This window comes from Streptomyces sp. NPDC006207, from assembly GCF_040613835.1.
Classification (GTDB): Bacteria; Actinomycetota; Actinomycetes; order Streptomycetales; family Streptomycetaceae; genus Actinacidiphila.
On record NZ_JBEXSX010000008.1, the window covers coordinates 125,949 to 147,205 of the forward strand.

The 21,257-nt window shown below is 74.0% G+C and carries 22 protein-coding genes and 3 tRNA genes; 17 read left to right on the forward strand and 8 right to left on the reverse strand.

Annotation, left to right across the window (positions count from 1 at the left end; all coding sequences use genetic code 11):
- Positions 1 to 33: 33 nt before the first annotated feature.
- A complete protein-coding gene (locus tag ABZ312_RS08610; protein ID WP_361798890.1) occupies positions 34 to 333 on the reverse strand; it encodes a YtxH domain-containing protein in 300 nt (99 codons plus the stop codon).
- 177 nt (positions 334 to 510) lie between these two features.
- Here ABZ312_RS08610 and ABZ312_RS08615 point away from each other — a divergent pair.
- The 3 genes from ABZ312_RS08615 (at position 511) to ABZ312_RS08625 (ending at position 915) form a co-directional block, all read left to right on the forward strand.
- A tRNA-Asn gene (locus tag ABZ312_RS08615) sits at positions 511 to 583 on the forward strand.
- Positions 584 to 597: 14 nt separating this feature from the next.
- Positions 598 to 670 (forward strand) — tRNA-Asn (locus tag ABZ312_RS08620).
- A gap of 168 nt (positions 671 to 838) precedes the next feature.
- Positions 839 to 915: transfer RNA gene (locus tag ABZ312_RS08625), tRNA-Ile, on the forward strand.
- Positions 916 to 1,160: 245 nt separating this feature from the next.
- Here ABZ312_RS08625 and ABZ312_RS08630 read toward each other — a convergent pair.
- Together ABZ312_RS08630 and ABZ312_RS08635 are read right to left on the reverse strand one after the other, a co-directional pair.
- Complete coding sequence (locus ABZ312_RS08630; protein WP_500322007.1) at positions 1,161 to 1,625, reverse strand: hypothetical protein; 465 nt, start codon at positions 1,623 to 1,625, stop codon at positions 1,161 to 1,163.
- Positions 1,626 to 1,795: 170 nt separating this feature from the next.
- Positions 1,796 to 3,040: a glycoside hydrolase family 88 protein gene (locus tag ABZ312_RS08635; RefSeq protein WP_500436889.1), complete on the reverse strand. Its 1,245-nt coding sequence runs from the start codon at positions 3,038 to 3,040 to the stop codon at positions 1,796 to 1,798.
- Positions 3,041 to 3,266: 226 nt separating this feature from the next.
- Here ABZ312_RS08635 and ABZ312_RS08640 point away from each other — a divergent pair, with 226 nt between their 5' ends.
- The 5 genes from ABZ312_RS08640 to ABZ312_RS08660 all read left to right on the forward strand — a co-directional run bounded on the left by ABZ312_RS08640 (position 3,267) and on the right by ABZ312_RS08660 (position 7,659).
- Positions 3,267 to 4,580: an alginate lyase family protein gene (locus tag ABZ312_RS08640; RefSeq protein WP_500436891.1), complete on the forward strand. Its 1,314-nt coding sequence runs from the start codon at positions 3,267 to 3,269 to the stop codon at positions 4,578 to 4,580.
- Positions 4,581 to 4,845: 265 nt separating this feature from the next.
- Positions 4,846 to 5,226, forward strand: coding sequence for a hypothetical protein (locus ABZ312_RS08645; RefSeq protein WP_500359563.1), 381 nt, complete (start codon positions 4,846 to 4,848; stop codon positions 5,224 to 5,226).
- Between the two features lie 15 nt (positions 5,227 to 5,241).
- On the forward strand, positions 5,242 to 6,153 hold the full coding sequence (locus tag ABZ312_RS08650; protein ID WP_500322010.1) for an NmrA family NAD(P)-binding protein: 912 nt from the start codon (positions 5,242 to 5,244) through the stop codon (positions 6,151 to 6,153).
- Between the two features lie 8 nt (positions 6,154 to 6,161).
- Positions 6,162 to 6,362, forward strand: a complete 201-nt coding sequence (locus ABZ312_RS08655) for a hypothetical protein (RefSeq protein WP_500322011.1) — start codon at positions 6,162 to 6,164, stop codon at positions 6,360 to 6,362.
- Between the two features lie 67 nt (positions 6,363 to 6,429).
- On the forward strand, positions 6,430 to 7,659 hold the full coding sequence (locus ABZ312_RS08660; protein ID WP_500322013.1) for a cytochrome P450 family protein: 1,230 nt from the start codon (positions 6,430 to 6,432) through the stop codon (positions 7,657 to 7,659).
- Positions 7,660 to 7,676: 17 nt separating this feature from the next.
- Here ABZ312_RS08660 and ABZ312_RS08665 read toward each other — a convergent pair whose 3' ends face one another.
- Positions 7,677 to 8,336, reverse strand: a complete 660-nt coding sequence (locus tag ABZ312_RS08665) for a YoaK family protein (protein WP_500359562.1) — start codon at positions 8,334 to 8,336, stop codon at positions 7,677 to 7,679.
- Between the two features lie 126 nt (positions 8,337 to 8,462).
- Between ABZ312_RS08665 and ABZ312_RS08670 the strand changes: the two genes are divergently transcribed.
- From ABZ312_RS08670 to ABZ312_RS08700, 7 genes are all read left to right on the forward strand, one after another.
- Positions 8,463 to 9,464: a Dyp-type peroxidase gene (locus ABZ312_RS08670; RefSeq protein WP_500322016.1), complete on the forward strand. Its 1,002-nt coding sequence runs from the start codon at positions 8,463 to 8,465 to the stop codon at positions 9,462 to 9,464.
- A complete protein-coding gene (locus ABZ312_RS08675) occupies positions 9,461 to 10,261 on the forward strand; it encodes a family 1 encapsulin nanocompartment shell protein (protein WP_500322018.1) in 801 nt (266 codons plus the stop codon). The genes ABZ312_RS08670 and ABZ312_RS08675 overlap by 4 nt, the downstream gene beginning before the upstream one ends.
- A gap of 50 nt (positions 10,262 to 10,311) precedes the next feature.
- Entirely contained in the window at positions 10,312 to 10,512 is a 201-nt protein-coding gene (locus tag ABZ312_RS08680; protein WP_500322019.1) for a hypothetical protein, read from the forward strand.
- Positions 10,513 to 10,837: 325 nt separating this feature from the next.
- Positions 10,838 to 11,743, forward strand: coding sequence for a cupin domain-containing protein (locus ABZ312_RS08685; protein WP_499511754.1), 906 nt, complete (start codon positions 10,838 to 10,840; stop codon positions 11,741 to 11,743).
- On the forward strand, positions 11,740 to 13,038 hold the full coding sequence (locus ABZ312_RS08690) for a beta-ketoacyl-[acyl-carrier-protein] synthase family protein (protein WP_500322021.1): 1,299 nt from the start codon (positions 11,740 to 11,742) through the stop codon (positions 13,036 to 13,038). Before ABZ312_RS08685 ends, ABZ312_RS08690 begins: the two co-directional genes overlap by 4 nt.
- Positions 13,035 to 14,288, forward strand: a complete 1,254-nt coding sequence (locus tag ABZ312_RS08695; protein ID WP_500436893.1) for a beta-ketoacyl synthase N-terminal-like domain-containing protein — start codon at positions 13,035 to 13,037, stop codon at positions 14,286 to 14,288. The genes ABZ312_RS08690 and ABZ312_RS08695 overlap by 4 nt, the downstream gene beginning before the upstream one ends.
- 134 nt (positions 14,289 to 14,422) lie before the next feature.
- Positions 14,423 to 14,707, forward strand: coding sequence for a hypothetical protein (locus ABZ312_RS08700; RefSeq protein ID WP_499511751.1), 285 nt, complete (start codon positions 14,423 to 14,425; stop codon positions 14,705 to 14,707).
- A gap of 131 nt (positions 14,708 to 14,838) precedes the next feature.
- Here ABZ312_RS08700 and ABZ312_RS08705 read toward each other — a convergent pair whose 3' ends face one another.
- Together ABZ312_RS08705 and ABZ312_RS08710 are read right to left on the reverse strand one after the other, a co-directional pair.
- On the reverse strand, positions 14,839 to 15,132 hold the full coding sequence (locus ABZ312_RS08705; protein ID WP_500322023.1) for a hypothetical protein: 294 nt from the start codon (positions 15,130 to 15,132) through the stop codon (positions 14,839 to 14,841).
- Between the two features lie 62 nt (positions 15,133 to 15,194).
- A complete protein-coding gene (locus ABZ312_RS08710; protein WP_500322025.1) occupies positions 15,195 to 15,470 on the reverse strand; it encodes a chaplin in 276 nt (91 codons plus the stop codon).
- A gap of 172 nt (positions 15,471 to 15,642) precedes the next feature.
- On the opposite strand from ABZ312_RS08710, the gene ABZ312_RS08715 reads away from it, so the two are divergent.
- Positions 15,643 to 17,277 (forward strand): S8 family peptidase, encoded by a 1,635-nt coding sequence (locus ABZ312_RS08715; protein WP_500436894.1) that lies wholly within the window; start codon positions 15,643 to 15,645, stop codon positions 17,275 to 17,277.
- Between the two features lie 60 nt (positions 17,278 to 17,337).
- Here ABZ312_RS08715 and ABZ312_RS08720 read toward each other — a convergent pair whose 3' ends face one another.
- Entirely contained in the window at positions 17,338 to 17,679 is a 342-nt protein-coding gene (locus ABZ312_RS08720) for a chaplin (protein WP_499511747.1), read from the reverse strand.
- 200 nt (positions 17,680 to 17,879) lie between these two features.
- Here ABZ312_RS08720 and ABZ312_RS08725 point away from each other — a divergent pair, with 200 nt between their 5' ends.
- Positions 17,880 to 19,106: a glycoside hydrolase family 6 protein gene (locus ABZ312_RS08725; RefSeq protein WP_500322028.1), complete on the forward strand. Its 1,227-nt coding sequence runs from the start codon at positions 17,880 to 17,882 to the stop codon at positions 19,104 to 19,106.
- Between the two features lie 102 nt (positions 19,107 to 19,208).
- Here ABZ312_RS08725 and ABZ312_RS08730 read toward each other — a convergent pair whose 3' ends face one another.
- On the reverse strand, positions 19,209 to 21,116 hold the full coding sequence (locus tag ABZ312_RS08730) for a glycosyltransferase (RefSeq protein WP_500436896.1): 1,908 nt from the start codon (positions 21,114 to 21,116) through the stop codon (positions 19,209 to 19,211).
- Positions 21,117 to 21,257 lie beyond the last annotated feature (141 nt).

Sequence of the window (21,257 nt, forward strand, 5' to 3'; positions counted from 1 at the left end):
TCACCCGCATCCGCCCGCGCCGGACCGGCGTCGTCAGGTGTTGCTGGTGCCCCAGTCGTCCTCGACCGCCGAGCCGTTGCCGCGCACGCGGCGCAGCCGCTCCGCGACCGCCGGCGGCAGCCGGTCCCCGACCTTGGCGGTCACCGCGTCCACGGCCTTCACGGCCGCCCCGCGGCCCGCCTGGCCCGCGGACTCCACGGTGTTCCGCACCGCCGGGTTCTGCGCGATGCGCTGGGCGCTCTTGCGCAGCTGCTCGTACCGGTCGCGGCCGGCCCGCGCCCCGAGCACGTACCCGACGGCGACCCCGCTGATGAACGTCAGCCGGTAGCGCATGGCTCCACCCTCTCCTCGTCTCGGGGCTGTGCTTCGCGCCTACCCGTCGTGGCCTGCGGACAACCACGGAGATACCGGTTGGCGGAGCACCCCCCACCTTGCGCTAATGTATGTGTCGCAGCGAGCGCACGCCGTCCGGGATGCCGGAAACGGGTGCATTCGGTGCAAGCGGAGCGATCCCCTGTAGCTCAATTGGCAGAGCAGCCGGCTGTTAACCGGCAGGTTACTGGTTCGAGTCCAGTCGGGGGAGCTCGCGCTCCTCTATCCCCTGTAGCTCAATTGGCAGAGCAGCCGGCTGTTAACCGGCAGGTTACTGGTTCGAGTCCAGTCGGGGGAGCAGCGGTCAAGGACCCCCGTGGGGGTCCTTTTTCGTGTCCCCGGGAACCGATCATCCGGTGATCGCAGTCCACCAGGTGGTGCGTCTGTGACCCGCGAGGGCGACAGATCGTATGAGCAGCTATGCTGCGGCAGACGGCGTGCACGGGATGGTGACGGCACGCCGTACGGGGCGGTAGCTCAGCCGGTTAGAGCAGCGGACTCATAATCCGTCGGTCGTGGGTTCGAGTCCCACCCGCCCCACCAAGGGCCGTGGGCCCGCAGGTTCAGGACCTGCAGCGGGATAACGAACGAAGCCCCTCCGGGTCACCCGGAGGGGCTTCACTGATCGTTGGCCGGTCCGTCGAAGGGCTCGGCGACGGCCCGGATGCGGGGCGGGCGGAAGGCCGCGCGCCCGGCCGTACGGCTGTGCGGGACGCGCCCCCGGTACGCCCATTCGCTGAGGCGCACCGTCGGCGGGGACGGGCGGGTGCGGGATGCGGGTCCCGTCGTCACCCAGCCGCGTACGCTTTGCGGCACTCCTCGGCTGCCGTGAAGTACGCGTCGCGGAAGTCGCTTTGGAGGTCAGGTGGCAAGTACTCGAACGTGACCTCGCCCTGCACGATCACCGCCATCGTGTGGGAGGCCGCCGCGAGCGGGGTCCATGCCGTGTCGAGGTTTTCGGCGTGCGAAGCCTTGTTGGCGGTGGCGCTCGCCTCTGCCGCTGCGGTGTCCACGTGCACCGGCACGGTGGGGTCGGGGCCCGGCAGGTGGGCGTCCTGGCCGAAGCCCCATGATCGGCAGACGGACTGTGCTTCGCCCAGGGCTGTGGCTCTCTGCCCGGTGACGCCGTCACCGCTGGTGCACCCGGCGAGGGTGAGGGCTGTCGTTGCGGCGGCGCAGACGGCCAGTGCTGCACGCAGCCCTGATCGGCTGCGCGCGTGCGGCGCGAGGTCTGAGCTCTCGTTGGCGGCCATTCCGGCCCTCCCCGTGTGAGTGGCCTGCGCATCCTACGCGTCCGCGGAAGCGCCGTGGACGGAACGGTGACCGGGGCGCCGGGCCCGCACGGCTGCCCAACTGCCCTGGTGCGCGGTCGCGTTCGCCGGGGAGGGGCCGCGCGGGGAATCCGGCGCCGTCGGACGGCACGTCACACCGTGGACAGGTCGATCGCCCGGTCGGCGTCCGCGGGGCGCAGGACGCGGAGGATGCCCTCCAGGAGGTAGTAGTCGGCGTAGGGGACGGAGACCTCGACGCCGTCCTCGGCGGGCCGGTTGCGGGTGCAGCGGGCGACGACGGCCTGGGCGCGGGTGGAGCGGGTGGTCAGGCAGGTGCGGGACAGGGCGAGGAGCAGCTGCAGGGCGCTCTCGCGGTAGCGGGCCGTGCCGGTGGCTGCGGCGAGGTCGAGCAGGCCGCAGGCCATGACCGCGCCGGCCGAGGCGTCCTTGACGTCGTTCGGCTGCTGCGGGGCGAGGTAGTCCCAGACGGGGACGTGATCGGGCGTCAGCGCGCCGAGCGCGAAGTCCGCGAGCCTGCGGGCCGTGGCGAGGAACTCCGGGTGGCCGGTGCGGCGGAACATCGTGGTGAAGCCGTAGACGCCCCAGGCCTGGCCGCGGGACCAGCAGGAGGCGGGGCTGTAGCCCTGCACGGTGTTGGGCCCGACGGGGGCGCCGGTGGCCGGGTCGAAGTCGAAGACGTGCGGCGTGGAGCCGTCGGGCCGCAGGAAGTGGCGCTGGGTGGTCCGCGCGTGCGCGACGGCGATGTCGAGGTAGGCCGGGTCCCCGGTCTGCCGGCCGGCGAAGGCCAGGAGGTCGAGGTTCATCATCGTGTCCATGATCACCCGGCCCGCGTTGTCGGCGCTGCCGAGCGCGCCCCAGGCCCGGATGAAGCGGCCTGCCGAGTTGTACCGCCCGATCAGGGAGGACGCCGCCTGCAGGGCGCCGTCGCGCCACTTGGGGTCGCCGGTCAGGCGCCAGGCGGTCACCCAGGACGGGGAGAAGAGGAAACCGAGGTCGTGCGTGCCGGTGTCGGTGCGCCGGGGCGCCAGCCGTTCCGCGGCGGCGAGGGCCAGGGAGTGGAACTGCGGGTCGCCGCTGTGCAGCCACGCCATCCACAGCGTGCCGGGCCAGAACCCGCCGACCCAGTCGCCGTCGGCGGAGTAGGTCCACTTTTCGAACTTCGTGATGACGGGGAACGAGGTCACCCCGGGTGCCACCGCGCGCAGCTTCGCCACCGCGTAGTCCGCCGCCTCCCGCAACGTGCGGGTGGTCGCGGCCGGGTCGTCGGCGTACGCGGTGTGCGCGGGGGGTGCGGCCTGTGCCGGGGGAGCGAGCGCGGTGGTCGCCGCGGCGGCGCCGGCGGCGGTGGTCAGCAGATGGCGCCGGGAGATGCCCATGGGTGCCTGCCATTCGGAGTGGGGGGTCGCGAGGAGGCCAGGGTCAGCCTGGCATGCCTATGACAGTGCTGTACACCTACGTGGCGCGGGTTCTTGTACGTGAACGAACGTCGTCGAGGGTGGCTGGAGGGGCGCTCTTGACGCCCCGTCGACACCGGCCTAGGTTCCGGTGGCGCGTTCACGGAGATGTGTTCCGTTCATATAGAGAGACAGAGGGAGAAGAGACATGCGCACCCCTTGGGGCCACTCCCGGCGCCGCCGCGCAGGCGTCGTCGCCGTCCTCGCGGCCCTCCTCGTCCCGCTGGCCTCCGCCGCCCCGGCCGCGGCCCGGCCGGACGGGCGCCACGGCACGGCCGGCGGGCCCACCACGGCACCGCGGACGGTCGTCCTCGACGGGAAGGACCTGGTACGGGCGAAGGCCCGGCTGCGCGCCGGCGATCCGCGGGCCCGCCGCGCCCTGCGGGACCTCGCCGTCCAGGCCGACGCCTGGCTGGGGCAGGGCCCCTGGACGGTCGTGGACAAGGACCGCGTCCCGCCCAGCGGTGACCTGCACGACTACTTCAGCCAGGCCCCCTACTGGTGGCCCGGCGCGCCCAGGACCCCGGACAACCCCCAGGGCTGCCCGTACGTGCAACGCGACGGGGAGCGCAACCCCGAGGTCGACGGGCTCACCGACCACGACGAGCGGGGCAAGGTCTTCGAGTCGGCCTACGAGCTCTCCCTCGCCTGGTACTACACCGGAAGGCACGCCTACGCCGAGCACGCCGCCCGCATCCTGCGCACGTGGTTCGTCGACCCGGCGACACGGATGAACCCGAACCTGGGCAACGCGCAGGCCATCCCCTGCCGTTACGACGGGCGTGCCATCGGCATCATCGACTTCTCCCAGGGCTTCACCAGCCTCCTGGACGCCACCGCCGTCCTCGATCTGGGCGCACCCGGCTGGTCGGCGCGGGACCGTGACGGCATGCGGACCTGGGAGAACGGCTTCCTCGACTGGCTGGTGGACAGCGACTTCGGCAGGCAGGAGGGCGCCGCCGCCAACAACCACGGCACCTTCCACCACATGCAGGTCGCCGCGCTCGCCGCCGCCACCGGCCGCACCGCGCTCGCCCGGCGGACCGTCACCGCCGCCCGGGCCGGGCTGATCGACCCTCAGATCACCGCCGACGGCAGCCAGCCGCAGGAGCTGGCGCGCACCCGCAGCTGGCACTACTCCACCTTCAACCTGGTGGCTTTCACCCGGCTCGCCGCCGTCGGCGACCACGTGGGCGTCGACCTGTGGCGCCACACGGGCCCGGGCGGCGCGTCACTGCGGCGGGCCGTCGACTTCCTGCTGCCGGCCGCCACCGGTGCCGGGCCGTGGCCCCACCCCGAGCTGGACTTCCACGCCTACGCCGCCTCCGACCTCGTCCACGCCGCCTCCGACCACGGCGACCGGCGGGCGCGCGCCGCGCTCGCGGACCTGGAGGCGCCCCCGGGCGGCGACCTGTGGGCGCTCCGGCCCGCACCGGAGCAACTGGACGGCATCACGGGCTGAACGGGGACGGCCGGGGCCCCGGTTCCCTCCGGATGCGCCATCCGGGTGACTGTGATGTGCTGGACCTGTCGATGACGGCCCGGCACCGCGATCCGGGTGCCACGGGCCCCGGCCATCCCGCCCCTCCCCAGGGGGCCGGTGATCCGCGCTCCCTCGCAGGCACCGTCGTGTGCCCGGTGCCTCGGGAGCGCCGGCACCGAACCGGCACCGACCGCACCGACCGATCCGGCCACCTGATCCGACCAGCTGATCCGAGGTGGAGTCCATGGCTCTCGCGAAGAAGCTCGCCGCAGGAACGATCGCCGCGCTCGCGACGGGGGCCCTGGTCCTCGGCGGCACCGGTACGGCGGTCGCCGACGACGGCTGCCACGCCGGGAGCGGGCAGGACGGTTCCGTCTCGCACTGCGCGCCGGGCGACTCGGGATGGTCCGCGGCGGACGTCCAGGAGGCGCTGCAGTCCTTCCTGCAGGCCCATCCGGACATCGCCGCCGACCCCCATGTGCAGGCCTTCGCCGCCCTCGCCACGCAGTGGCTGGAGGCGCATCCCGGCATGACGCAGGACCAGTTGGCGGCGGCGCTGGAGCCGGTCGTCTCCTGCCTGGAGGCGGGCGGCGCACCGGAGTCCTGCGTGATGTCGCCGTCCTGACGGAAGGGCCGGACGATGCCGGACAGCCCGATGATCCTCGTGACCGGCGCCGCCGGGAGCGTGGGGGCGGTCGGGCACAGGACCGTCGAATTGCTGAGGGAACGCGGCTTCCCCGTCCGCGCCTTCGTCCACCGCGAGGACGAGCGGGCGGTGCAACTGCGGGACACCGGGGCAGAGGTGTTCGCCGGCGACCTGACCAGGACCGCGGACGTCGCGCGGGCCGCCGAGGGCTGCGGCCGGATGTACTTCGGGATGGGCGTGTCGGTGCAGTACCTGCAGGCCGCCGCGACGACGGCGGCCGTGGCCCGCGCGCACGGCGGGCTCGACGTGCTGGTCAACATGTCGCAGATGACGGTGTCCCAGATGAACCTCACCAGCACGTCCGAGTCGAAGCAGCAGTGGCAGCAGTGGCTTGCGGAGCAGGTCATGGACTGGTCGGGGGTGCCGGTCTGCCACATCCGGCCGACGGTCTTCATGGAGAACCCGCTCTTCCTCGGCCTCGGTTTCCGCTCGGTCGCCCGGGACGGCACGATCCGCCTGCCCTTCGGCGACGCGCGGACCTCGCCCGTCGCGGCCCGTGACGTCGCCGAGGTGGTCACGGCGGTGCTGGCCGACCCGGCGTCGCACGTCGGCCGGGTCCACGAGCTGACCGGGGCCGGGTCCCGGGACATGACGGCGATCGCCGACGAGTTCACCGAGGTGCTGGGGCGGAAGGTCGATTACGTCGACGTGCCATACGACGAGTGGGCCGGGGAACTGGACGCCCTGGGGCTCCCCGAGCACGTACGGCAGCACATCGCCACCATGGCCCGCCTCCACGCGGCGAACCGGTACGACCGCGCGACCGACGACGTCAGGGAGATCCTGGGCAGACCGGCCTCCGGCATACGCGAGTTGGTCGAGGAGCACCCGGAGGTGTTCGGCTGACGCCGCCGGTGGACCGCGTCGTCGGTGCTCCGTCAGCGGTCCGCGCAACAGGGCGCCGGGTTGGCCACCTCGAACGGGGCCGGACGCCCGCCCACGCCCGCACCGGGCTGGCCCCCGCGGTGAAGGCGCTCGCCATGGCGGGCGTCGTCCTCGCGGCCGCGATCGCCTACCTCGTGGCAGTCGCCCTCCTCTCGGCGGCGCTCGGTTAGGGCCTGCCGAGGCGGCCACCGCGGGCGAGGGGCCGGAGCGCCACGCTGCGGCTCTTAGGGTGGGGGCATGGCCTCCTCGACCCCGCCGAACGCCGCTCCGGACGCAACACCGCCCGGGCAGGCTCCCGTTGACCCCGCCGAGCTGATCGCCGACCCCTACGGGGCGTACGGCAGGCTCCGCGAGGCCGGTCCCGTCCACCGCGTCACCGGTACCGACGGGCGTCCCGCCTGGGTGGTCACCCGGTACGAGGACGTGCGTCAGGCGCTCGGCGACCCGCTGCTGTCCCTGGACAAGCGCAACGCCCTGCCCGGCAACTACTCGGGGTTCGCGCTGCCGCCCGCCCTCGACGCCAACCTGCTGAACATGGACCCGCCGGACCACACCCGCATCCGGCGGCTGGTGTCGCAGGCCTTCACCCCGCGCCGTGTCGCGGACCTGCGCGAGCCGGTCCGCCGTACGGCCGCCGAACTGCTGGACGCCGTGGCCCCCGACGGCCGCGCCGACCTGATCGGCGCCTATGCCGCGCCACTGCCGATCCGCGTCATCTGCGACCTGCTCGGCGTCGCCCCCGGCGACCGCCGCGACTTCCGGGGCTGGACGGACGCCCTGGTCGCCCCGGACCCGTCGCGGCCCTCCGCGGCGAAGGAGGCGGTCGCCGCCATGCTCGCGTACTTCGGGCAGCTCATCGCGCGCAAGCGCGCCCACCCCGAGGACGACCTGCTCTCCGCGATGATCGCCGCCCGTGACGACGGCGACCGGCTCAGCGAGGACGAGCTGATGTCGCTGACCTTCCTCGTCCTGTTCGCCGGGTACGAAAACACCGTGCAGCTCATCGGCAACGCCGTCCTGGCGCTGCTGACGCACCCCGGGCAACTGGCCGCCCTGCGGGCCGAGCCGGGCGGGGCCGCGGCGGCGGTCGAGGAGCTGACCCGCTGGGACGGGCCGGCGCCGCTGGCCATCCGGCGCTTCCCGCTGGAGGACGTCACCATCGGCGGCGTGACGGTCCCCGCCGGCGAGACGGTGCTGCTGTCGCTGGCCGCGGCCAACCGCGACCCCGCCCGCTTCCCCGAGCCCGACCGGCTCGACCTCGGCCGCGCCGACACCGCGCACCTCGGCCTCGGGCACGGCATCCACTACTGCCTCGGCGCTCCGCTGGCCCGGCTGGAGACCGGGATCGCGCTCACCGAGCTGCTGGCCCGCTTCCCGGGGCTCGCCCTGGACGCGGACCCCGCGCAGCTGCGGTGGCGCCCGTCGATGCGCACCCGCGGCCTGGTGGCCCTCCCGGTCCGTTTCTGACGGCGGTACAGGACGGGTCACCGGCGGGCGGCGACGGTCGCCGCCACGGCCACCGCCAGCGCGCACCCGGTGGCCGCGCCCAGGGCGGCGGGCGGTGTCACCAGGAGCACCAGGAGGCCCCCGGCCAGGGCGCCGGCCACCAGGGCGGCGACGCTCAGTGCCTGGCGTAGGGCCATCCGCCGGTCGTGCGCCGTGGCACCGGTGCCGCTGAGCAGCCCGACCAGGGTGCGGGTCATCACGGTCGTGGTCAGGCCCGCGACGCCGACGCGTCCGGCCATCGCGTTCTGGATGCCCATCGCCACCGCGCAGACCACCACCAGCACGCGCCGCGGCCCGTCCAGCGCATGCAGGGCCGTGGCCGAGGCCAGCAGCGCGGTCTCGCACACCGCGGCCACGCCCACCAGCGCGATCGGGCGGGTCAGCCGGGCCAGAGCCGCCCGGCAGAAGAGGATGCCCACGGCGAAGCCGCCGAGGGCCACCAGCGAGGTGACGACGGAGAACTGGGGCGCCCCGGCCAGGCCGAGGCTGACGAAGACCAGGTTGCCCGTCATGTTCGCCACGAAGACATGGCCCAGGCTGAGGATGCTCACGGCGTCGACCAGCCCGCTGAGCACGGTGAGGACGAGCAGCAGCACGGTCAGCAGGCGCTGCCGGTCCCCTTCCGGGCCACCGCTCATGTCCAGCCGCCTTCCACAGGGGTTCGCCGCCGCTCCTGGTCAGGATGCACCGGGCCGGGCCCCGGAGCAGACTTGTGCGTGTCCCGCCCCGACCCGGGCGCGCCCCCGAACCGAAGGAGCGTGGTGATGGCGGAACCGCTGCCGCAGCCGGTGCTCAGCCCTCTCACCACGTCCGCGATCTTCCTGGTCGTGACGGTCGACCCCGGCGGGGAGACCACCGTCCGCGATCTGCTGGAGGACCTGTCCGGGCTGCAGCGCTCGGTCGGCTTCGGCACCCCGGACGGGCGGCTGAGCTGTGTCGCCGGGGTGGGGTCGAACGTGTGGGGCCGCCTCTTCGGCGGGCCGCGCCCCGCCGGACTGCACCCCTTCGCCGAGCTGACCGGGCCCCGCCACCAGGCGCCCGCCACCCCGGGCGACCTGCTCTTCCACATCCGGGCCACCCGGCTGGACCTGTGCTTCGCCCTGGCCTCGCTGGTCATGGACCGGCTGCGCGGCCATGTCACGGTCCGTGACGAGGTGCACGGCTTCAAGTACCTCGACGTCCGCGACCTGCTGGGGTTCGTCGACGGCACGGAGAACCCGGTGGGCCCCGAGGCGACCGAGGCGGTCCTGACCGGCGACGAGGACCCGGACTTCCGTTGCGGCAGCTACGTGATCGTGCAGAAGTACGTCCACGACCTCGACGCCTGGAACGCCCTGCCCGTGGAGGCGCAGGAGCGGGTGATCGGCCGCAGCAAGCTGGGCAACATCGAGATGGACGACGACGTCAAGCCCGCCGACTCCCACGTCGCCCTGACCACGATCGTCGAAGCGGACGGCACCGAGCGGCAGATCCTCCGCGACAACATGCCCTTCGGCCGGGTGGGCTCCGCCGAGTTCGGGACGTACTTCATCGGCTACGCGCGGACGCCCGAGGTCACCGAGCGGATGCTGCGCAACATGTTCCTCGGCGACGGGCAGGCGAGCCACGACCGGATCCTGGACTTCTCCCGGGCCGTGACCGGCACGCTGTTCTTCGTGCCCTCCGCCGACTTCCTGGACGACCTTCCCGATCCGCCCGCCGTCGCGGCCGCCCCGGCCGCGAAGTCGCTGGGGATCGGCGACCTGAGGAAGACCGTCACGTCATGAACAACCTGCACCGGGAACTCGCCCCGATCTCCGAAGCCGCCTGGGACGACCTGGAGGAGGAGGCGCGGCGCACCTTCAAGCGCCATGTCGCCGCCCGCCGCATCGTCGACGTGCCCGAGGCCGCCGGCCCCGAGTTCGCCGGGGTGAACACCGGCCACCTCGACCCGGTCGAGGCGCCCCACGAGGACGTCCTCGCCCGGGTGCGCCGCGCGCAGCCGGTCGTCGAGCTGCGCGTGCCCTTCACGGTCGCCCGCAGCGAGGTCGACATCGTCGAGCGCGGTGCCCAGGACGCGGACTGGCAGCCCGTGAAGGACGCCGCCCGGCGCATCGCGTTCACCGAGGACCGGGCGGTCTTCGAGGGGTACGCGGCGGCCGGCATCGCCGGCATCCGCGCGAGCGCCTCGAACCCGCCGCTGAGCCTCCCCGCGGACGTGCGCGACTACCCCAACGCCGTCAGCCAGGCCATCTCGGCGCTCCGCCTCGCCGGCGTCGGCGGCCCGTACACGCTCGCGCTGAGCGCCGACGCGTACACCGCCGTCAACGAGACCTCCCACTACGGCTACCCGATCCACGCCCACCTGGCCCGGCTCCTCGACGGGGAGATCGTGTGGGCGCCCGCCATCGACGGGGCGTTCCTGCTCTCCACCCGCGGCGGCGACTTCGAGCTGCGCATCGGCCAGGACGTGTCCATCGGCTACCTGTCGCACGACGACACCAGCGTGCGGCTGTACTTCCAGGAGACCCTCACCTTCCTGGTGCACACGGCGGAGGCGGCGGTCGCGCTCACGGCCGCGTGACGGATGACGGATGACGGGTGACGGGCGCCCGGTACGGGTATTCGCCCGTTATGACCGGAAAACACAGGAAGACATCGCTCTGGCCGCACCGTTCCGAGGTCAGGACCGGCGGGCCCGCCCGCCACGCCGCCTCGGCGGGCGGGGACGACGGCGGTCGCGAGCCCGTCCCCGAGGACCTCCCGCCCGCCCACGCCCCCGTGGTGCCCGGCACCCACGTGGACGGCACGGAGGCGCCCCACCACCGCGCGTGAGAGCGGGCCGCACCGAGAGCGGGCGCACCGGACGCAGCCGCCTCGTGCCCCGTCCGCCGGCAGGGGAGCGGCGCGCGGGGAGCATGGGACGGGGGAGGAGGCGGAGGTCCCGCACGCCCGCGTCGACCGGCGCCGGAAGCGCCGCTGACGGGCCCTCACGAAGTGTGCCCCCGTACGGGTGGAGCGGGCCGCGAGGGCGTGACACGTTCCGTCACCGCGGGGACCGATTGTGTGATTATTCGGCCCGCTCGGTTGGAGGTAGTGCCCCCATGACCTCAGTGACGGAACGTCAGTCCGGCCATCCCGCGGCGGAGGTGCGGACCCGATGACGATGCACACCGAGAACGAGATCGTCATCGACGCGCCCCTGCGGTACGTGTGGCTGCGGACCAACGACGTCGCCGGCTGGCCCACCCTGTTCAGCGAGTACGCCGAGGCCGAGATCATCTCCCAGGAGGGCGACACCACCCGCTTCCGCCTGACCATGCACCCCGACGAGAAGGGCCGCGTCTGGTCCTGGGTGTCCGAGCGCACCGCCGACCCGGCCACCCGTACCGTGCGGGCCCGGCGGCTGGAGACCGGGCCGTTCGAGTTCATGAACATCTACTGGCAGTACGAGGAACTCGGCCCGGAGAGCACCCGCATGCGCTGGCTGCAGGACTTCCGGATGAAGGTGGACGCGCCCGTCGACGACGAGGGCATGCGGCAACGCATCAACAGCAACTCCCGCGTCCAGATGCAGCTCGTCAAGGACCGGCTGGAGTCCCGCCGGATCCGTCCCGTCGGCACCCTGGACACCCACGCGGACACCCGCCGCGGCGGCGACATCCGCACCCTGCTGACCACCACCTCGGTCGGCACGACGGACGGGTTCTGCGGCATGGTCACCGTCGGTCCGGGCGAGGCCGTCGCCGAGCACTACCACCCGTACTCGCAGGAGCAACTGGTCGTCGTCGAGGGCGAGGTGCGGGTGGACCTCGACGGCTGCCCGCGCAGCGTCGCCGCCAACGAGGCCCTGCTCGTCCCGCGCGGGGTCCGCCACCGGCTGGTGAACACCTCCGACGCGGTGGCCCGCGCCGTCTTCTTCCTGGCCCCGCTCGCGCCGCGTCCGGAACTGGGGCACGTCGACACCGAGACCCGCGAGGAAGCCGCCGCCATCGCCCGCGCCGCCACCGCGACGGGGCCGGCGACGGAGGGCCCGGCGCCGGGCCGCGAACTGGTCGACCGGTGACCGCAGGCCGTACCGCGCGCAGGGTGGTGGTGACGGGCGTCGGAGCCGTCGCCGCCGGCGGCGTCGGGCGGGAGGCGTTCTGGGAGCGGATCGTCGGGGGCAGGCCGGCGATCCGCCGGATCACCCGCTTCGACCCCTCGCGGTACCGCTCGCGGATCGCCGCCGAAGCCGACTTCGACCCCCTCGCGGCCGGGCTCACCCCCCGGGAGATACGCCGCAACGGCCGGTTCGCCCAGTTCGCGCTCGCCGCGGCCGCCGAGGCGCTCGCCGACAGCGGGCTGCGCACGGAAGCCGAGGACACCGACCGCATCGGGGTCTGCCTCGGCACCGCCGTCGGCGCCACCGTCACCCTGGAGGACGAGTACGTGGTCGCCAGCGACGGCGGCCGCCACTGGGAGGTCAGCCCGGACCACGGCATGCCCTTCCTCCACCGGGCGATGCACCCCTCCTCGGCCGCCGCCGAACTCTCGCTGCGGCATGGTCTGCACGGTCCGTCCTCGGTCGTCTCCACCGGCTGCACCTCCGGCGTCGACGCGATCGGCTGCGCCTTCCGCACGCTGAGCGACGGCGAGGCCGACGTCATGCTGGCGGGCGCGGGCGAGGCGCCCATCTCCCCGGTCACGGTGGCCTGCTTCGACGCGATCCGCGCCACCACCGCCTTCACCGGCGACCCTGAGCGGACGCCGGCGCCCTTCGACGCCCGGCGCGACGGCTTCGTCCTCGGCGAGGGCGGCGCCGTGCTCGTCCTGGAGGAACTGGAGCACGCCCGTGCCCGGGGCGCGTCCGTCTACTGCGAGGTGCGCGGCTGGGACAACCGCACCGGCGCCTACCACATGACCGGTCTGCGCCCCGACGGCTACGACCTGAGCGAGGCGGTCATCTCCGCCATGTCGGAGGCCGGCATCGCCCCCGAAGAGCTCGACTGGATCAGCGCCCACGGCTCCGGCACGGTGCAGAACGACCGCTACGAGACCGCCGCGTACAAGCGCGCCCTCGGCGAGCACGCGCGCAAGGTCCCGGTCAGCTCCGTCAAGTCCGTCATCGGCCACTGCCTCGGCGCGGCGGGCGCCCTGGAGATGGCCGCCTGCGCCCTCGCCGTCCGGCGGGGGGTGATCCCGCCGACCGCCAACCTCCTGCGGCCCGACCCGCAGTGCGACCTCGACTACACCCCGGTCCTCGCCCGCGAACGGCGGGTGCGGCACGCACTGTCGGTGGCCTGCGGGCTCGGCGGTCTCCAGTCGGCGATGGTCTTCTCGGCCCTGGAGCCGGACCCTGAACGGGAGGCGGAGGCATGACCACACGCGCGGTCATCAGCGGACTCGGGGTCGTCGCCCCCACCGGCGTCGGCGCCCGCCCCTACTGGCGGGCCACCGTCGCCGGGCGCAACGGCATCCGGCCGATCGGCAGGCCCGACGCGAGCCGCTCCCCGGTCGTGCTGGCCGGGGAGGTCACCGGGTTCGACGCCGCCCGCTGGATCGACGACACCCTGCGCGCCGAGACCGACCGCTGGACCTGGTTCGCCCTGGCCGCGGCCGAGATGGCGCTGGCCGACGCGGCGCTGCGGCCCGCCGACCACCCCCCGTTCCACCTGTCGGTGGTCACCTCCAGCGGCTCCGGCGGCAACGAGTCCGGCCAGCGGGAGACCCACGCCCTGTGGGCACGGCAGCCCGGCCAGGCCGGCGCCCACCAGTCCATCGCCTGGTTCCACGCGGCCGGCGCCGCCCAGATCTCCATCCGGCACGGGCTGACCGGCGGCTGCGGCGTCGTCGCCGCGGACGGCGCGGGCGGCCTGGACGCGCTCAAGCACGCCTGGCGGCGGCTGCGGCGCGGCGGCAAGGCCGTGATCGTCGGCGGCACCGAGGCGCCGCTGTCGCCCTTCGCGCTCGCCTGCCAGTCCACCCTGCCCACGGTGCACCGCGGCGCCGACCCCGAACGGGCCTACCTGCCCTTCAGCCCGTACGCCTCGGGGTTCGTCCCCGGCGAGGGCGGTGCCCTGATGGTCCTGGAGGAGAAGGCGCACGCCGCCGAGCGCGGGGTGCGCGGTTACGCCGAACTGCTCGGCCACGCCGCCACGCACGACGCGCACCACCACACGGCGCCCGCGCCCGACGGCGTCCAGCTGGCCCGGGCCGTCACCACGGCGCTCGAGCAGGCCGGGCGTGCTCCCGGGGACGTGGACGTGGTCTTCGCCGACGGCGCCGGCGACCCGGCCGGGGACGCGGCCGAGGCGGCGGCGCTCCAGCGGGTCTTCGGCCACCGGCTGGCGGAGCTACCGGTGACGGTGCCCAAGGCGGGCGTCGGCCGGCTGACCTCCGGCGCCGGCGCGCTGGACGCGGTGACCGCCGCCCTCGCCCTGCGCACCGGCGTGATCCCGCCCACCCGGGGCGGCGACGCGAGGGCCGCCCGCGAGCGGTACGGCGTTCGCCTGGTCACCCGCTGGACACGGCCGGAACGGCTGACGACGGCCGTGGTGCTCGCCCGCGGCACCGGCGGGTTCAACAGCGCCGTCGTCCTCGGGTCGTTGGTCGCGGACTCCTCGTATTAGCGGCGTGCCCTACGGCCTGGGAGTGAAAGAGGGAAAGCCTGGAGCAATGACCGTCACGTCCACCCGGCGGGGGGCGTTGCTCCTGATGTCGGCGTCCGGAGGACGTCGTTGAACTCCCAGAGGAGAAACTCCCCATGCTGAAGAAGGCTCTTGCCTGCGCTTCTCTCGCCGTCGCGGCCACCGGCGCCGTCGTCCCCGCCGCCGTGGCCTCCGACACCTCGGGTGGGAACTACTCGCAGAACGTCAACCTGATCCCGCACCCCTGCCTGGACGTGAAGCGCATCTACGCCCTCAACCCCCTCGCCGTCGACCTGCTGACCGAGACCAGCGGCCAGCAGTGCAACGAGAAGTCGAAGGTCGTCGACGGGCACAAGTCCGCGCTGTCCGACCTGATCGACGCCGGGGCCTACCAGAACTGAGGGACCGGGTACACGAAGGGCCCGGCCCCACGGAACTCCGTGGGGCCGGGCCCTTCTCCCGTGCGCGCCGGCACGCACGAGCGGCGGCCGCCCCCGTATGCCGGGGACGGCCGCCGTGGATCCCGCCCGGATCAGTTCTGGTACGCGCCGACGTCGGCGAGGTCGGACAGTGCCGACTTGTGCGCGTCCACCACGCTGGACTTCTCGTTGCACTGCTGGCCGCTGGTCTCGGTCAGCGCGTCGAGCGCGACAGGGTTGAGGGCGTAGACCCGCTTCACGTCCAGGCAGAGGTGCGGCAGGACGTTGACGTTCTGCGAGTAGTTCCCGCCGTGGACGTCGGAGGCCTGTGCGGTCGGCGCGAGGGCCGCGGCGCTGCCCGCGGCGGCCACCGCGAGAGTGGCGCAGGCGAGTGCCTTCTTCAGCATGTTGCGAAGCTCCAGAATGAGGTGCGGACGGATGGCGGGGCGCCCGGGGGCGGGCGCTGCCGTCAGACGTTGAAGCAGGCGTTGCCGGCTGTGGGGTTCAGCAGCGCGCCGGCGTTGATGCCGTTGCCGCAGACGTTGACCGGGATGTTGACCGGGATCTGGATGACGTTGCCGCTGAGCACACCCGGGGAGCCGATGGCCGCACCCTCGGCCGAGGCACCGCCGCGGTCGTAGTGGCCGTCCTTGCCGCCGTCGCTTGCGAGGGCGCCGCCCGCACTGCCCATCACCGCGACACCGGCCGCGACGGTCAGCACTGCGGCCTTCGAGAGACGCTTCACGAGCTCTTCCTTTCCTTGGTCACTGACGTGCGGTCTGGTCAACGACGCGCAAGGCGGGGCGGATGCGGAGCGTCACCCGAACAGCCGCCGGAACAAGGCGTCCAGGATGGTCAGCTGATAACCAGAAACCTGGGGGGTCGTCAGATTTGCTACCGGTCAAGGAGCTCCGCAGATGCGAATTTCCTTGCGACGGACCGCCTCCGCCGCCCTGATAACTGCTCTTCCCGCCCTCGCCCTGACGGCGCCCCTCCCGAGCGCGGCGGAACCACGGCCCGGTCCTCCCGGAGCGATCCCGGACCAGTACGTCGTGACCCTGGACGACGGCACCGCGCCGCGGACCGTCCTGGACGGTCTGGGCGTCGAGCCGCTCTTCACCTACCGGCACGCGCTTTCCGGCTTCGCCGCCCGGCTCACACCGGCCCAGGCGCAGCGGGTACGCGCCGCGCCCGGCGTCGACCAGGTGGAGCAGGACGCGGTGGTCGCCATCCCGCTCGGCGAGGACGCCCCCGCCGACACCGACCTGGAGCCCCCCTACCCGGGCGACGTCCCGGGCGAGCCGTCCGGCCCCGTCGACTTCCCCGGCCCCGGCCCGCAACAGGAGGGGCCGCAGCAGGCTCCTGGCGAGGGAGTACCCCTGCCGGCGGGACCGGACGGGCAGTCACCCGGGCAGTCGCCTGAGCAGTCCCCCGACCAGGCGATGCCGCAACCGGCCGGGCCGGACCAGTCGGCTCCGGACCAGTCGGCTCCGGACCAGGCGGTGCCCTACCAGGCGGAGCCGGAACCGGCCGGGCCCGAGCAGTCGGTGCCCGAACAGGCCGCTCCCGAGCAGTCCGCACCGGACCCCGCGGCGCCGGGGCAGTCCGTTTCCCCGGTGCCCGGGACCAAGCCGGTCCAGGTCCCGCAGGCCCCACCCGGCCCCGCCTCGCCCTCGGCCCCCGTACCGGACTCCTCCGGACCGCGGGCGACGGGAGTGCGCAGCCTGGGCGGCTTCACGCCCTGGGGCCTGACCCGGATCAACAACCGGGCCCTCGGGGGCACCGGTTTCTCGGTGCGGTCCACCGGGGCCAAGGTCACCTCGTACATCGTCGACAGCGGCATCGAGTTCTCCCACCCGGACTTCGGCGGTCGTGCCGTGCCCGGGTACGACGCGATCGGCGACGGCCTGGACGGCGGGGACTGCAACGGCCACGGCACCCACGTGGCGGGCGTCGTCGGCGGCACCTACACCGGTGTCGCCCGCAAGACGACGCTGGTGTCGGTGCGGGTCTTCCCGTGCGTCGGGCGCACGTCGACCTCCGCCGTCATCGCGGGCGTCGACTGGGTGGCCGGGAACGCGAAGAAGCCCGCCGTGGCGAACCTGTCGCTCTCCGGGCGCTGGTCGCCGGCGGTCAACCGGGCCGTCGAGGGCCTGGCGGCGGCCGGGGTGTTCCCGGTGGCCGCGGCCGGGAACGACAACCTCAACGCGTGCTTCGTCTCCCCGGCCAGCTCGCGGACGGCCTTCACGGTCGGGGCGATCGACCAGGAGGACCGCCGTGCCTGGTTCAGCAACTGGGGCACGTGCGTCGACATCCACGCACCGGGCATGGGCATCCTGTCGGCGTACCTCAACGGCAGCTTCCGCGACATGGACGGCACGTCGATGGCCGCCCCGCACGTCACCGGGATCGCCGCCCTGTACAAGGACACCCACGGGGACGCGTCCTTCACGGCGCTCAGCCAGTGGCTGACCGGTCACGCCCTGCGCAACGTGCCCATCGACGGCGGTTACGGCACCGCGCGGCTGACGGCCTACACGAACGGCCTGTGACATGGCGGGGCCGCCGGAGGACGTGACCTCCGGCGGCCCCGGCAGGTGTGACGGTTCGCGTCAGCCGTTGATGCAGACGTTGCCCGCGACCGGGTTGAGCAGGCCGATCGCGTTCAGGCCGTTGCCGCAGACGTTGATCGGGACGTTGATCGGCACCTGGATGACGTTGCCGCTCAGGATGCCGGGGGAGCCGGCGGCGATGGCACGGGCGTTGGCACCGCTGCGGCGGTTGCCGTAGCCGTAGCCGTCGAAGCCGTAGCCCTTGCCGTAACCCTTGCCGTAGCCGTGGCTGCCGCCCTTGCCGCCGCCGTCGTAGCCGCTCGCGAGGGCGGTGGTGGCGGAACCGAGGACGAGGGCACCGGTGGCGACCGTCAGGGCGACAGCCTTGGAGAAACGCTTCACTTCTGATCCTTTCGGACTGGAGGGGACCAAAGGTCGTGATCTGACCAACGACCCGATTTGTCCATGGATGCGCATGATCACCCGAATAGTCGTACCGGATTCGGATAGCACATGACGCTTCGTCAGTTATTCGGTCTCCGGGCGACCGTTCGGCGCACCAGAAGCGGCGGGGCCCGGCGGCCGATGTGACGGTGGGTCACATGGTTCTCGCTGCGATCGCACGTGCCCGACGACCCGGCGCACGCACCGTACGCGTGGTGGCCGGGCTGGCCGGAGCGGCGGTGCTGCTCTCACCGGGGTGGGCCGCAGGCCCGGCCCTGGCGGAGGCCCCGCCGGCCGCCATCGGGCCCTCCCCGTTCTGGGCGGACCCGGACAGCCGGGCCGCCCGGCAGGCCGACGCCTGGGAGGCCCGCGGCCGGACGGCGGACGCCGCGCTGCTGCGGCGGATCGCCGACCAGCCGCTGGCCACCTGGCTCGACGACCGGACCCAGGACGCCGCGGGCGAGACCCGCCGGATCACCGCGGCGGCCGAACGCGCCCACCGCATCCCGGTGCTGGTGCTCCACAACCTCCCGCGGCGCGACTGCGTCCGCCGCCCGACCGGCGCCGCCGACGCGGCCGCCTACCGCCGCTGGATCACCGGCGTCTCCGGCGGCATCGGCGGCCGTCCGGCCGTGGTGATCCTCGAACCGGATGCGGTCGCCGGTCTGGTGGCCGGCTGCGGAGGAGCCGCCCCCGGGCCGCCCCCGGGCCGGGCGGCGCTGCTGGCCGAGGCCGTGGGGCTCCTCAAGGCACGTACCGCTACCAGGGTCTACCTCGACGCGGGGAACCCGGGGCGGGTCCCCGACCTGCGCCGGCTCGCCGCGGCGCTGCGGCTCGCCGGGATCGGCCGGGCCGACGGCTTCGCGCTGAACGTCGCCGGCTTCCACACCACCGGGGTCAGCACGCAGTACGGCGACCGGCTGTCCGGGCTGCTCGGCGGCGCCCACTACGTCATCGACACCAGCCGCAACGGCAAGGGCCCCTGGGCGGCCGTGCGCAGGAACGCGCAGTCCTGGTGCAAACCGCCGGACCGGGCGCTCGGCCCCGCACCCACGGTGCGTACCGGCAGTCCGCTGGTGGACGCCTACCTGTGGGTGAAACAGCCAGGTGAGTCCGACGGCGCCTGCCGGGGGGCGCCGCCCGCGGGGCACTGGTGGGCGGCGTACGCGCTCGAACTGGCCCGGGAGGCCGGGCGGCGGCCGGCGGCACGCGCGTTGCGACCCGCCCCCGCCGTACCCACCTGGACCCCGTCGGCGTCCGCCCCGGCTTCGGCGTCCGCCCCGCCCTCGGTGGCTGCCCCGGCTCCGGCGTCCGCCCCGGCTTCGGCGGCCGTTCCCTCCACATCCCCCTCGGCCGCGCCGTCGAGGCCCGCGGTGCCCGGCTGAGGAGGACGAAGCGAGGACGAAGCAAGGACGAAGCGAGGACGAAGCAAGGACGGCCGCCCGTACCGGGCGGCCGTCCTGGTGTGCCGGGTCCTGCCGTGTTCCTCAGCGCCGCGCCATGTGGTGCCGTACCGCCGCCATGCGGGCGGAGGCGCGCTGCCTGGGCGCGCGGTGCCGGCCCCTGGCCGTACGCCGGGCCCGTCGCGCCTGCCGAGCGGCCAGGACGTCCGCCACCCGGCGCCGCAGCACGCTGCACCGCCAGACCAGCAGCGGGACCAGGGAGGTCAGCAGCGCGATCGCGGCCCAGACGCGCAGCGCCGGGTGGGCGTGGCCGCGGGGGACCGAGGCGAGCAGCGAACCGGCGAGCAGGGCCGCCCAGAGCAGGTGGACACGGAAGGTGGCGAGCCGGTCCGGGCGGGCCGGGCCGCCCTCGGCCGTGGCGAGCCGGCCCGGCGGGCGCCGGAGCACCGTCCGTACCAGGGAGAGTACGTGGAGCGGGGCGGACACCGCGGACATCAGCAACCCCGCGACGCCGAAGGACCCCTTCGGCCCGTGGGGGCCGGCGTTGCGCCCTCGGGTCCCCAGGCACAGGGCGATCCGGAACGCAACGGCGGCGCCGTGGAGCGCCAGCCACACCGTGGGGTCGAAGGGGGCGCCGGAGGCACCGAGCCCCAGGAAGAGCACGCAGGCCAGCGCGGAGAGGATCCAGCCGAGGCCCGAGAGGGGGTAACGGGCGGCCGCCAGCGTGTAGGTGAGCAGGCTGCCGGGGCGCAGTTTCCACGGGGCCTTCCAGAACTGCCGCAGGAGGGACTCGTAGGTGCCGCGGCTGCGGCGCAGTTCCTGGGCGAAGAAGCCGTTCCAGGAGGACGGTCCCCGGCCGACGGCCACCACGTCCGGGGTGTGGACCGAGCGCCACTTGCGGCCGGTGGCGGGGTTGCGGCGGGCGTGGATCTCCAGCCCGGTGGCCAGGTCGCCGGCGGCGGAGTCGTACATCCCGCCGGCCTGCCGCAGCGCCGTGACGCGGACGACGTCGGTGGTGCCGGTGAACAGGGCGGAGCCGTAACGGTTGCCGGCCCGCTGCGCGGAGGCGTGGACGAGGAACCGGTGGCTCTCGGCGGCCCTCGTCACGGCGGTGTCGTGGTCGCCGTGGACCTGCGGGCCGACGACGAAGGCGACGTCCGGGTCGCGGAAGTAACCGAGCATCCGCTCCAGGTAGTGGGGGAGCGGGACCTGGCCGGTGCCGACGCCGGCGGTGAACTCGTAGTCGCCGCCGTGGGCGTCGAGCCAGGCGTTGTGGTCGCCGTGCCGGGCGCCGGCGCGCAGGGCGCCCTTGGGGTGGTTCCAGCGCGCGACGCCCTTGCGGGTGAAGTGCCGTACGCCCAGCGTCTCGCAGAGCCGCCGGACCTCCGGGTCGTCGTCCTGGTCCAGCAGCCACACGTCGACGGGGCCTTCGTGCCGGACGCGTACCGCGCCCTCCAGCGTGGCCCGCAGCTCCTCCAGGGACTCACCGCCCGGGGCGGAGGAGACCAGGAGGGCGACCCGGGTGCCCGGTGCCGGGGCGACCGGGACCGGGTCGCGGGCGACCAGGGTGGCGTGGGCGTGGGCGAGGACGGCGACCAGGCGGAGGAGTTCGAGGAGGCCGAGGGAGACCAGCATCGCGGTGTCGGCGACGTGCGCCCACTGCGGCGCGGTCTCCCGGGCCGTCCAGTGGCGCGGCTGCACGAGCCAGACCAGCACGCCCAGCGAGGCCAGGGGTGCGGCGGTGAGCAGCAGCCAGGTGCGGATCCGGTGCCCTTCGCGGGAGATCAGGCTGCGGTACCTGACCCGGTACAGCACCCCTGGCCGAGGGGGGTCGTTGAGGGGTCCGGCGAGCGTCCCGTGGCGCGCGTAGTCGTAGCGGCGGGGGGCGCCGGGGACCGGGGCCGGCCGGTCGCCGTCGCCGGTGGCCGGTGCGGGGACGAGCCCGCCGGGCCGGTTGGGCGTCTTGCGCATGCTGCTGGGCGTGATCGTCACGGCGACCCCGTAGGAGGAGAGAGGTGAAGGAATCACCGAAAGGTGGGAAAGCGGTGCAAAGCCCCTGATGGGCACTGAGAAAGTAGCAAAGGGCCCTAGAGTTATCCGACAAGCAGACAATCGGCGTGGCGCGGTGCGCGG

Bases quoted from the DNA above. Each gene is read 5' to 3' on its own strand.
- ABZ312_RS08650 (WP_500322010.1), top strand. From the start codon at position 5,242: ATGCCGGACAGCCCGATGATCCTCGTGACCGGCGCCGCCGGGAGCGTG.
- ABZ312_RS08695 (WP_500436893.1), top strand. From the start codon at position 13,035: ATGACCACACGCGCGGTCATCAGCGGACTCGGGGTCGTCGCCCCCACC.
- ABZ312_RS08610 (WP_361798890.1), bottom strand. From the start codon at position 333: ATGCGCTACCGGCTGACGTTCATCAGCGGGGTCGCCGTCGGGTACGTG.
- ABZ312_RS08630 (WP_500322007.1), bottom strand. From the start codon at position 1,625: ATGGCCGCCAACGAGAGCTCAGACCTCGCGCCGCACGCGCGCAGCCGA.
- ABZ312_RS08660 (WP_500322013.1), top strand. From the start codon at position 6,430: ATGGCCTCCTCGACCCCGCCGAACGCCGCTCCGGACGCAACACCGCCC.
- ABZ312_RS08680 (WP_500322019.1), top strand. From the start codon at position 10,312: ATGACCGGAAAACACAGGAAGACATCGCTCTGGCCGCACCGTTCCGAG.
- ABZ312_RS08685 (WP_499511754.1), top strand. From the start codon at position 10,838: ATGACGATGCACACCGAGAACGAGATCGTCATCGACGCGCCCCTGCGG.
- ABZ312_RS08700 (WP_499511751.1), top strand. From the start codon at position 14,423: ATGCTGAAGAAGGCTCTTGCCTGCGCTTCTCTCGCCGTCGCGGCCACC.
- ABZ312_RS08635 (WP_500436889.1), bottom strand. From the start codon at position 3,040: ATGGGCATCTCCCGGCGCCATCTGCTGACCACCGCCGCCGGCGCCGCC.
- ABZ312_RS08725 (WP_500322028.1), top strand. From the start codon at position 17,880: ATGGTTCTCGCTGCGATCGCACGTGCCCGACGACCCGGCGCACGCACC.
- ABZ312_RS08670 (WP_500322016.1), top strand. From the start codon at position 8,463: ATGGCGGAACCGCTGCCGCAGCCGGTGCTCAGCCCTCTCACCACGTCC.
- ABZ312_RS08645 (WP_500359563.1), top strand. From the start codon at position 4,846: ATGGCTCTCGCGAAGAAGCTCGCCGCAGGAACGATCGCCGCGCTCGCG.
- ABZ312_RS08705 (WP_500322023.1), bottom strand. From the start codon at position 15,132: ATGCTGAAGAAGGCACTCGCCTGCGCCACTCTCGCGGTGGCCGCCGCG.
- ABZ312_RS08665 (WP_500359562.1), bottom strand. From the start codon at position 8,336: ATGAGCGGTGGCCCGGAAGGGGACCGGCAGCGCCTGCTGACCGTGCTG.
- ABZ312_RS08715 (WP_500436894.1), top strand. From the start codon at position 15,643: ATGCGAATTTCCTTGCGACGGACCGCCTCCGCCGCCCTGATAACTGCT.
- ABZ312_RS08640 (WP_500436891.1), top strand. From the start codon at position 3,267: ATGCGCACCCCTTGGGGCCACTCCCGGCGCCGCCGCGCAGGCGTCGTC.
- ABZ312_RS08675 (WP_500322018.1), top strand. From the start codon at position 9,461: ATGAACAACCTGCACCGGGAACTCGCCCCGATCTCCGAAGCCGCCTGG.